Source organism: Caulobacter sp., from assembly GCF_049283275.1.
Taxonomy (GTDB): domain Bacteria; phylum Pseudomonadota; class Alphaproteobacteria; order Caulobacterales; family Caulobacteraceae; genus Caulobacter.
Genome location: NZ_JBAPVS010000096.1, coordinates 1 through 8,336 on the forward strand (window position 1 = coordinate 1; position 8,336 = coordinate 8,336).

9 protein-coding genes and 1 pseudogene are annotated in these 8,336 nt (G+C 66.0%); 2 read left to right on the top strand and 8 right to left on the bottom strand.

Translation table 11 applies throughout. The features are described 5' to 3' along the window. Positions 1-123 precede the first annotated feature (123 nt). On the top strand, positions 124-873 hold the full coding sequence (locus WAL33_RS04775) for an alpha/beta fold hydrolase (RefSeq protein ID WP_422179013.1): 750 nt from the start codon (positions 124-126) through the stop codon (positions 871-873). 6 nt (positions 874-879) lie between these two features. Here the strand turns inward: WAL33_RS04775 and sugE are convergent, their stop codons facing one another. Both sugE and WAL33_RS04785 read right to left on the bottom strand, forming a co-directional pair. Continuing rightward, positions 880-1,203 (bottom strand): quaternary ammonium compound efflux SMR transporter SugE, encoded by a 324-nt coding sequence (sugE, locus tag WAL33_RS04780; protein ID WP_422179015.1) that lies wholly within the window; start codon positions 1,201-1,203, stop codon positions 880-882. Positions 1,204-1,326: 123 nt separating this feature from the next. Then, complete coding sequence (locus WAL33_RS04785; protein ID WP_422179017.1) at positions 1,327-2,028, bottom strand: hypothetical protein; 702 nt, start codon at positions 2,026-2,028, stop codon at positions 1,327-1,329. A gap of 365 nt (positions 2,029-2,393) precedes the next feature. Here WAL33_RS04785 and WAL33_RS04790 point away from each other — a divergent pair, with 365 nt between their 5' ends. Continuing rightward, positions 2,394-3,893, top strand: coding sequence for a tryptophan halogenase family protein (locus WAL33_RS04790; protein WP_422179019.1), 1,500 nt, complete (start codon positions 2,394-2,396; stop codon positions 3,891-3,893). Between the two features lie 100 nt (positions 3,894-3,993). Here WAL33_RS04790 and WAL33_RS04795 read toward each other — a convergent pair whose 3' ends face one another. The 6 genes and pseudogenes from WAL33_RS04795 to WAL33_RS04820 form a co-directional block, all read right to left on the bottom strand. Beyond that, positions 3,994-4,254 carry an ATP synthase F1 subunit epsilon gene (locus WAL33_RS04795; RefSeq protein ID WP_422179021.1) on the bottom strand — a complete coding sequence of 87 codons (261 nt, stop codon included), beginning with the start codon at positions 4,252-4,254 and terminating at the stop codon, positions 3,994-3,996. Beyond that, a complete protein-coding gene (locus WAL33_RS04800; RefSeq protein WP_422179023.1) occupies positions 4,254-4,502 on the bottom strand; it encodes a hypothetical protein in 249 nt (82 codons plus the stop codon). The genes WAL33_RS04795 and WAL33_RS04800 overlap by 1 nt, the downstream gene beginning before the upstream one ends. Next, positions 4,502-6,112, bottom strand: coding sequence for a F0F1 ATP synthase subunit beta (gene atpD / locus WAL33_RS04805; RefSeq protein WP_422179025.1), 1,611 nt, complete (start codon positions 6,110-6,112; stop codon positions 4,502-4,504). The genes WAL33_RS04800 and atpD overlap by 1 nt, the downstream gene beginning before the upstream one ends. 55 nt (positions 6,113-6,167) lie before the next feature. Next, a complete protein-coding gene (locus tag WAL33_RS04810) occupies positions 6,168-7,043 on the bottom strand; it encodes a F0F1 ATP synthase subunit gamma (protein WP_422179027.1) in 876 nt (291 codons plus the stop codon). Positions 7,044-7,050: 7 nt separating this feature from the next. Beyond that, on the bottom strand, positions 7,051-7,680 hold the full coding sequence (locus tag WAL33_RS04815; RefSeq protein ID WP_422179029.1) for a pseudaminic acid biosynthesis-associated methylase: 630 nt from the start codon (positions 7,678-7,680) through the stop codon (positions 7,051-7,053). A gap of 8 nt (positions 7,681-7,688) precedes the next feature. Beyond that, a pseudogene (locus WAL33_RS04820) lies at positions 7,689-8,336 on the bottom strand (F0F1 ATP synthase subunit alpha); the annotation flags it as partial.

An 8,336-nucleotide genomic window follows, 5' to 3' on the forward strand; every position in this document is an offset into this window, starting at 1 on the left:
CCGCCAAGGCAGCCAAGGCCCCTGCGTCAAAGTCGACCGTCAAATCTTCACCCGCGCCAAAGAAGTAGCGTGTAGGCTCACCGCTCGCCCGGCGCTTTGGCCGGGCCAGCGGGCGAGGCGCGCGTGGCGACTCCGGTGATCATGGTGCACGGCGCCTTCTGCGGCGGCTGGACGTTCGACTCGTTCCGCCAACCGTTCGAGGCCGCCGGCCACGTCGTCCACACCCCTGACCTTCTGGGGCATGGCGACGGCGCCCTGGTCGCCGGCCGTTCCATGATCGACTACGCCAAGCAGGTCGCCGCCCTGTGCGAGGCCTGTGAGGAACCGCCGGTGCTGATCGGCCACTCAATGGGCGGACTGGTGGCGCAGATGGCCGCGGCGCGCGCGCCCGTCTCGCGATTGATCCTGCTGGCCCCGTCTCCGCCGTGGGGGATCACGGGATCATCCCTGGAGGAGGCGGCTTCGGCCGTCAGCTTCTATGCCCTGGGCCCCTATTGGCTGCAGGCCGTGGCGCCCGACTACGGCGTGGTCGAGAGCTACACCCTGGACCGCCTGCCCCGCGACGAGCGCAAGGTCCTCTACGCCCGGATGACCGCCGAGAGCGGCCGGGCGCTATGGGAAACGCTCAACTGGTTCATGGACCCGTTCATGACCACCGGCGCCAGCCCCGTGGGCGTGCCGACCCTGGCCATCGCCGGCGGCAAGGACGTGATCCATCCGCCGGCCACCGTCCGCCAGACCGCCGCGCGTCTGGGCGGCTCCTGCGAGGTCTTCGCGTCGATGAGCCACTGGCTGCCCGGCGAGCCGGGCTGGGAGGCCGTGGCCGAGACCTGCCTGGACTTCATCGCCGACGAGAGCCGCGTGGCGGCCTAGACCGGCTCAGTGGGCCGGCGTGAACAGCTTCAGCCCCAGGATGCCTGAGACGATCAGCGCCAGGCAGACCAGGCGCCCGGCCGTGGCCGGTTCCTTGAACAGCAGGATGCCGACAATGGCCGTCCCGACCGCGCCCACGCCGGTCCAGACCGCATAGGCCGTGCCCAGCGGCAACGACTTCACCGCCCAGCCCAGCAGGCCCATCGAGGCGACCAGACTGATCCCGGTCAGCACGGTGGGGATCGGACGGGTGAAGCCCTCGGTGAACTTCAGGCCCACGGCCCAGCCGATCTCGAACAGACCGGCGATGAAGAGGATGATCCAGGCCATGACCGGGCTCCCAGACTTCAGAGCGGGGTCGTCCCCGGAGAAAAGCAAAAGGCGCGGGGTCGTCCCCGCGCCTTCGACTAGATAGAACCCCTGGACTGGGGAGCAAGCCCCGATCCGTCGCGCTTAGCGGCTGGTGGTGCTGTACAGGACCTGGGCCTGCTCGTAGTTCTTGCCGATCGAGCTGTCGTCCAGCTTCTTCAGGCGCATATAGACCAGGCCGGCATGACCGTCGGCCCAGGCGTCGTCCCACGAGACCGTCAGGCGCTTGACGTCGCTGATCGTGAGGTCGTTGCGGATCAGGCGAAGCTGCGGCTTGTTCTCCCAGGTCGCCCAATCGTGCAGGGCGTTGGCCAGATGCTGGGCCTGGGCGTCGCCCTGGGCGTACTGGATGGTGACGGTGCAGACGTTCTTGTTGCTGCCCGGGTTGTCGATGGCGATCGAATACGGCTTGCCGATATCCATCACCCACTGCTCTTTTTTCTTCTTCATCCCGGCCGCCTTGGCCAGGCTCGGGAAGTCGCCGCCGACCACGGCCGGCTTGCAGACCTTGTCCAGCACGCCCAGCAGCTGCAGCGAGACCGGATCGGTGGTGGGCGGACCACGGGTCGGCTCGACATATTCCGGCGCGGCTTGGGCCGGCGGCGCGGCCACCGCGGGCGTGCCCGTCAGGGTGTCGGTCGGGGCGGCGGGCGTCTGCGTCGCCGGCGCGGCTGCGGGAGCAGCGGCCGGGGCGGGAGCGGTCGGAGCAGTCGGAGCGGTTTGCTCCTGGGCGACGGCGGTCGAAACCGCGCCGAGAGCAATCAGGCTGGCGAGCGCAAGGCGCATGGTCGAGTTATCCCCGTTAGGCAAGAGGTCGGCATTAAAACCGACAGGCGTTCCCTCGCAACCCTTATGGTGACGGATTAAGGCGGAGAATGGGTCACAAGCGTAATTTTCTCGCCTGAAGGGCGCGGCGGGAGGCCGCGGGGGCAGAACGCGGGCGATTGCACGCGCGTCTTCGTCGCGTTTCATCCCGGACGTGGCGACACGAACGGTCCGGCGACCTGGACAACGCTGTCGGCCAGCTTTCCGCCAAGGACTCTGGATTGGTAGCGCTACCGAATTTCTGCTTGCGACGTCGTCCGGCCGGGTATCTGCTTGGGCAAACGACCTTCGCGAACGCGCGGGCCAAGAACAAAGTGGGGAAGCGCATGAGTGGTCAGGCTGTGAGAAAGGTGATCGTCGCCGGCGGTGGTTCGGCCGGCTGGATGGCCGCCGCGGCGCTGTCGCGGCAACTGGGGCCGCTGCTCGACATCACCCTGGTCGAGTCCGACGAGATCGGCACGGTGGGCGTGGGGGAATCGACGGTCCCGACCGCCCGGACATTCAACGCCTTGCTCAAGCTGGACGAGCGCGAGTTCATGGCCGCCACCCAGGCGACTTTCAAGCTGGGCATATCGTTCGAGAATTGGGGGCAGATCGGCGACCGCTACATCCACTCCTTCGGTCAGATTGGAAAGTCCAACTGGCTCGGCCACTTCCATCACTTCTGGCTGGAAGCCCAAGCCCAGGGGTTTGGCGGCGATCTCGGCGACTATTGCCTGGAGTTGAAGGCGGCTGAGCAGGACAGGTTCTACACCGACGAAAACTCGCCGGTGAACTTCGCCTACCACATCGACGCCGCGCTCTATGGCCGCTACCTGCGCCGGAAGTGCGAGGACAAGGGCGTCCGCCGCGTCGAAGGCAAGATCACCAGCGTCAAGCAACGCGCCGACGACGGACACATCGAGGCGCTGGTGCTGGAGTCGGGCGAGGTGATCGAGGGCGATCTCTTCATCGACTGCACCGGTTTCCGAGGCTTGCTGATCAATGGTGCGCTGGGCGTCGGCTTCGAAGACTACGGCAAGTGGCTGCCCAACGACCGCGCCTGGGCGGTGCAGACCAGCTCGACCGTTCCGCCCGGGCCCTACACCCGCGCGATCGCCCACAAGGCCGGATGGCTGTGGGGCATCCCGTTGCAGGGCCGCGTCGGCAACGGCCTCGTCTATTCCAGCCAGTTCATGAGCGACGACGAGGGGCTGGCGATGCTCCACGACATGATCGAGGGCGAGATGCTGATCGAGCCCAAGCTGATCAAGTTCCGCGCCGGCCGCCGCCACAAGGCCTGGCACAAGAACGTCGTCTCGCTGGGCCTGGCCGCCGGGTTCATCGAACCGCTGGAGTCGACCTCGATCCACATGATCATGATCGCCATCCATCGCCTGCTGCAGCTGTTCCCGTTCCAGGGCTGCAACGACTCGATCAGCGACCGCTTCAACAATCTCGCCAACGACGAGATCGAGAAGATCCGCGACTTCATCGTGCTGCACTACAACGTCACCGAACGCACCGACAGCCCGTTCTGGAACCACTGCCGGACCCAGGAAATCCCCGACAGCCTGGCCCATCGCCTGGACCTGTTCCGCGAGAACGGCCAGGTCTTCCAGGCGCCCGGCGAGCTGTTCCAGGTGGACTCATGGCTGCAGGTGATGCTGGGCCAAAGGCTGCGGCCCCAGGGCCATCACCACATGGGCCGCCTGATGCCGCCCGAGCAACTAAAGCAGGCGCTCGACGATCTGAGCCGCAACATCACCAGCGCGGTGGAACGCCTGCCGCAGCACCAGGCCTTCATCGACCGCTACTGTCCGGCGTCCAGTTGGGCGGCCGAGTGACGGCGGCGGGGCCTCCCGCTGTCCTGCGATGCTCCAGACGCGAAACGGCCCGGACGCTTTCAAGTCCGGGCCGCCAAAGTCTTCGTGAGGAAAGCCGCCGCTAGGCCGCTTCGACCGCGTGTTCGGCCAGGATCGTGAAGCCGTCGGGACCGACGTCGGCGAAGCCGCCCTGGATGTCGAACAGCCGCACGGTCGAACCGTCGCGAACCGTGACCCGGCCTTCGCGCAGGGTGGTCATGAACGGCGCGTGGTTCGGCAGGACGCCGAAATCGCCTTCCGTGCCCGGAGCATCGACCTGGTCGACGTCCGCCGAGAACAGTTCACGCTCGGGCGCGACGAGGGAAAAGTGCAGCTTGGCCATTATTCGATGATCTCCACGGCGCCGAGCGCCGCCTCGATGTCTTCGTCGGTCTGGATCTCGGTTCCGCAGAACGGGCAGAAGCGGATGGTGGCCAGCACCACGCCGGTTTCGCCGTCCGCTTCCCGTTGACCCAGGTTGAGCAGGATCAACCCGCTGTCGTGCTCGATCAGCGCGTCTTCGGGATCCGAAGACACCGCATCCTCGAGCTCTTCGCAGCAGAAGTTGATCAGCTCGTGTTCGTCGGTCATTACGCTTCGCCGGCCAGCTTTTCAGCCTTGGCCACCGCTTCTTCGATCGGGCCGACCATGTAGAAGGCGGCTTCCGGCAGGTGGTCGTACTCGCCGTCCACGATGCCCTTGAACGAGCGGATGGTGTCCTTCAGCTGGACGAAGGCGCCAGGCGTGTTGGTGAACTGCTCGGCGACGTGGAACGGCTGGGACAGGAAGCGCTGGATCTTGCGGGCGCGGGCGACCGTCAGCTTGTCCTCTTCCGACAGCTCGTCCATGCCCAGGATGGCGATGATGTCCTTCAGGGCCTTGTACTGCTGCAGCACTTCCTGGACCGAACGGGCCACGTTGTAGTGCTCTTCGCCGATGACCAGCGGGTCCATGATCCGCGAGGTCGAGTCCAGCGGATCGACGGCGGGGAAGATGGCCTGGGCGGCGATGTCGCGCGACAGAACGGTGGTGGCGTCCAAGTGGGCGAACGAGGCGGCGGGCGCCGGGTCGGTCAGGTCGTCGGCGGGCACGTAGATGGCCTGGACCGAGGTGATCGAACCCTTGTTGGTCGAGGTGATGCGCTCCTGCAGGTTGCCCATCTCGGTGGCCAGGGTGGGCTGATAGCCCACGGCCGAGGGGATGCGGCCCAGCAGAGCCGACACTTCGGCGCCGGCCTGGGTGAAGCGGAAGATGTTGTCGACGAACAGCAGCACGTCCTTGCCTTCTTCATCGCGGAAGTATTCCGCGATCGACAGGCCCGTCAGCGCCACGCGGGCGCGGGCGCCCGGGGGTTCGTTCATCTGGCCGTAGACCAGGGCGCAACGCGAGCCTTCGGTCGAGCCGTTGATCTTCGGGTCCACGTTGACGTTGGACTCGATCATCTCGTGATAGAGGTCGTTGCCTTCGCGGGTGCGTTCGCCCACGCCGGCCAGAACCGAATAACCGCCGTAAGCCTTGGCGATGTTGTTGATCAGTTCCTGCATCGTCACGGTCTTGCCGACGCCGGCGCCGCCGAACAGGCCGATCTTGCCGCCCTTGGTGTAGGGGCACATCAGGTCGATGACCTTGATGCCGGTGACCAGCACTTCAGCGGTGTTGGTCTGCTCGGCGAACGAAGGCGCGTCGCGGTGGATCGTGCGGAAGATGTCCGACTTGATCGGGCCCTGCTCGTCGATCGGCTCGCCGATGACGTTCATGATGCGGCCCAGGGTGCCCGGACCGACCGGAACCCGGATCGACGCGCCGGTGTCGCGCACGGCCTGGCCGCGGACCAGGCCCTCGGTGGCGTCCATGGCGATGGCGCGGACGGTGTTCTGACCCAGGTGCTGGGCGACTTCGAACACCAGGCGCTGGCCCGAGGCGGTGTTGACCGTCTCCAGCGCGTTCAGGATCGCCGGCAGTTCGCCGGTGAACTCGACGTCGACGACGGCGCCGATGACCTGCACCAGCTTGCCGGTGGCCGCGCCGATCGTGGCGGGCTTTTCGCGGGTCGCGGCGGCCTTCGGGGCGGCGGCCTTGGGAGCGGCTTTGGCGGCGGCGGCCTTGGGGGCAGCGGCAGCGGCAGCCTTCGGAGCGGCGGGCTTCTTCACGGCGGCCGGCTTTGCAGCGGCGGCGGGAGCCTTAGCGGGGGTCTTGGCCATGGCGTTCAGGATCTTTCGTGCGTCTTCTGCGGGCGTTTTATGGTTGGGTTCAGGATCAGACGGCTTCGGCGCCGGAGATGATCTCGATCAGCTCCTTGGTGATCTGAGCCTGGCGGGAGCGGTTATATTCGAGGGTGTAGCGCTTGATCATGTCGCCGGCGTTGCGCGTGGCGTTGTCCATCGCCGTCATCTGGCTGGCGTAGAAGCCGGCCATGTTGTCGAGCAGGGCCGACAGGATCTGGACCGTCAGGTTGCGCGGCAGCAGGGTCTCGAGGATTTCCTCTTCCGAGGGTTCGTACTCGTAGACGGCGGACGGACCCGAGGTCGCTTCCGCGCCCTCAACCACGGCCGGGATCAGCTGCAGGGCGGTCGGGATCTGTTGAACCACCGACTTGAAGCGGCTGTAGAACAGGGTGACCACGTCCACGTCGCCGGCTTCGTAGAGCTTGGTGACGACGTCGGCGATGGGCTGGGCGACCGTCAGGGTGAACTGGCGATAGGCCGACAGGTCGAAATTCTCGACGATGCGGTCGGCATAGAGCCGGCGCAGCTGGGCGGTGGCCTTCTTGCCGACGCAGACGATCTTCACGTCCTTGCCCTGGGCGACCAGGCTGTCGATCCGCTCGCGCGCGGCGCGGACGATCGACGAGGTGAAGCCGCCGGCCAGGCCGCGATCGGCGGCGGCGACGATGATCAGGTGGCGCTGGTCACGGCCGGTGCCCGCCAGCAGGGCCGGAGCCCCGTCGCCCGACACGCCGGCCGCCAGGTTGGCGATGACGTTCTTCAGCCGGCGCGCATAGGGGCGCGCGGCTTCCGCGGCGTCTTGGCTACGGCGGAGCTTGGCCGCCGCCACCATCTGCATCGCTTTCGTGATCTTCTGCGTCGCCTTGACGCTTGCGATCCGATTGCGCATTTCCTTTAGGCTTGCCATCCGCCTATCAGACCTTCCTAAACAACCACCAGGTGCAGTCATCCATCACGGTCGTTCTTCTCCAGAAGAATCCGTAATCGACCAGCTGCAGGTCTGGGAACATATCCATGTAGAGCGAGCCAAAATCGTTCTTGAACAGAAGATCTTGTTCGCCACGGTAGGTAATCGTTTCGGCCTTCGGCGAAAAATACTCGGAGCAGAAGACGTACTTGGAAGCCACGCGGTGCACTTCGCGCATCGTCGCTTCCAGCTGGCTGGGATCGACGTGGATCAGGACGCCGGCCGTGAAGGCCATGTCCACCGCGCCGTCGGCCAGCGGGATGCTGTGACCGAAACCCTCGAACAACCGCTCGGCCGGCAGGACGCCGTTCTCGACCAATTGCTTGCGGGCCGAAGCATTGGGCTCGATGGCCCATTGCTCCATGTTCGACAGGGCCTGAAGGCCCAGGAGGTTGAGACCGACGTTGGGCCCCACTTCCAGGACGCTCTTGGGCATGTCGCCGGTCATGCGCCGAAGCACCTCGCCCCAAACCCGCGCACGGCCGCGAACGACCTCGGCTTCAGCGCCGCTACGTTGCGTGTAGCGGTCGCCGAACTCGCCGGACCATGCGTCCAAGGATTTGGGGTGATCAGCCATCGATCGCCTTAGGCGAAGGTCGCCGAGAAGCTGTCGAGCACGCTCTTCAGCGTGTTCTCCAGGTCCTTGTCGAGGGCCTTCTTGGTGCGGATGCCGTCCAGCAGGTCCTTGTGCTGGCTGTGCAGGCGAGCCAGCAGCTCGCTTTCAAACCGGCGGACCGACGAGGTCGGGATCTTGTCCAGATAGCCGCGCGTGCCGGCGTAGATCACGCAGACCTGCTCTTCGACGGCTTGCGGCGCGTATTGCGGCTGCTTCAGCAGCTCGGTCAGGCGCTCGCCGCGGGCCAGCAGCTTCTGGGTCGAAGCGTCCAGGTCCGAGCCGAACTTGGCGAAGGCGGCCATTTCGCGATACTGGGCCAGTTCGCCCTTAATCGCGCCGGCCACTTGCTTCATGGCCTTGATCTGGGCCGACGAACCGACGCGCGACACCGAGATGCCGACGTTCACGGCCGGGCGGATGCCCTGGTAGAACAGGTCGGTTTCCAGGAAGATCTGGCCGTCGGTGATCGAGATCACGTTGGTCGGGATGTAGGCCGACACGTCGTTGGCCTGGGTTTCGATGATCGGCAGAGCCGTCAGCGAGCCCGAACCGTTGTCTTCGTTCAGCTTGGCGGCGCGCTCCAGCAGGCGGGAGTGCAGGTAGAACACATCGCCCGG

Bases quoted from the DNA above. Each gene is read 5' to 3' on its own strand.
- WAL33_RS04795 (WP_422179021.1), bottom strand. From the start codon at position 4,254: ATGGCCAAGCTGCACTTTTCCCTCGTCGCGCCCGAGCGTGAACTGTTC.
- WAL33_RS04790 (WP_422179019.1), top strand. From the start codon at position 2,394: ATGAGTGGTCAGGCTGTGAGAAAGGTGATCGTCGCCGGCGGTGGTTCG.
- WAL33_RS04815 (WP_422179029.1), bottom strand. From the start codon at position 7,680: ATGGCTGATCACCCCAAATCCTTGGACGCATGGTCCGGCGAGTTCGGC.
- WAL33_RS04810 (WP_422179027.1), bottom strand. From the start codon at position 7,043: ATGGCAAGCCTAAAGGAAATGCGCAATCGGATCGCAAGCGTCAAGGCG.
- WAL33_RS04800 (WP_422179023.1), bottom strand. From the start codon at position 4,502: ATGACCGACGAACACGAGCTGATCAACTTCTGCTGCGAAGAGCTCGAG.
- atpD (WP_422179025.1), bottom strand. From the start codon at position 6,112: ATGGCCAAGACCCCCGCTAAGGCTCCCGCCGCCGCTGCAAAGCCGGCC.
- WAL33_RS04785 (WP_422179017.1), bottom strand. From the start codon at position 2,028: ATGCGCCTTGCGCTCGCCAGCCTGATTGCTCTCGGCGCGGTTTCGACC.
- sugE (WP_422179015.1), bottom strand. From the start codon at position 1,203: ATGGCCTGGATCATCCTCTTCATCGCCGGTCTGTTCGAGATCGGCTGG.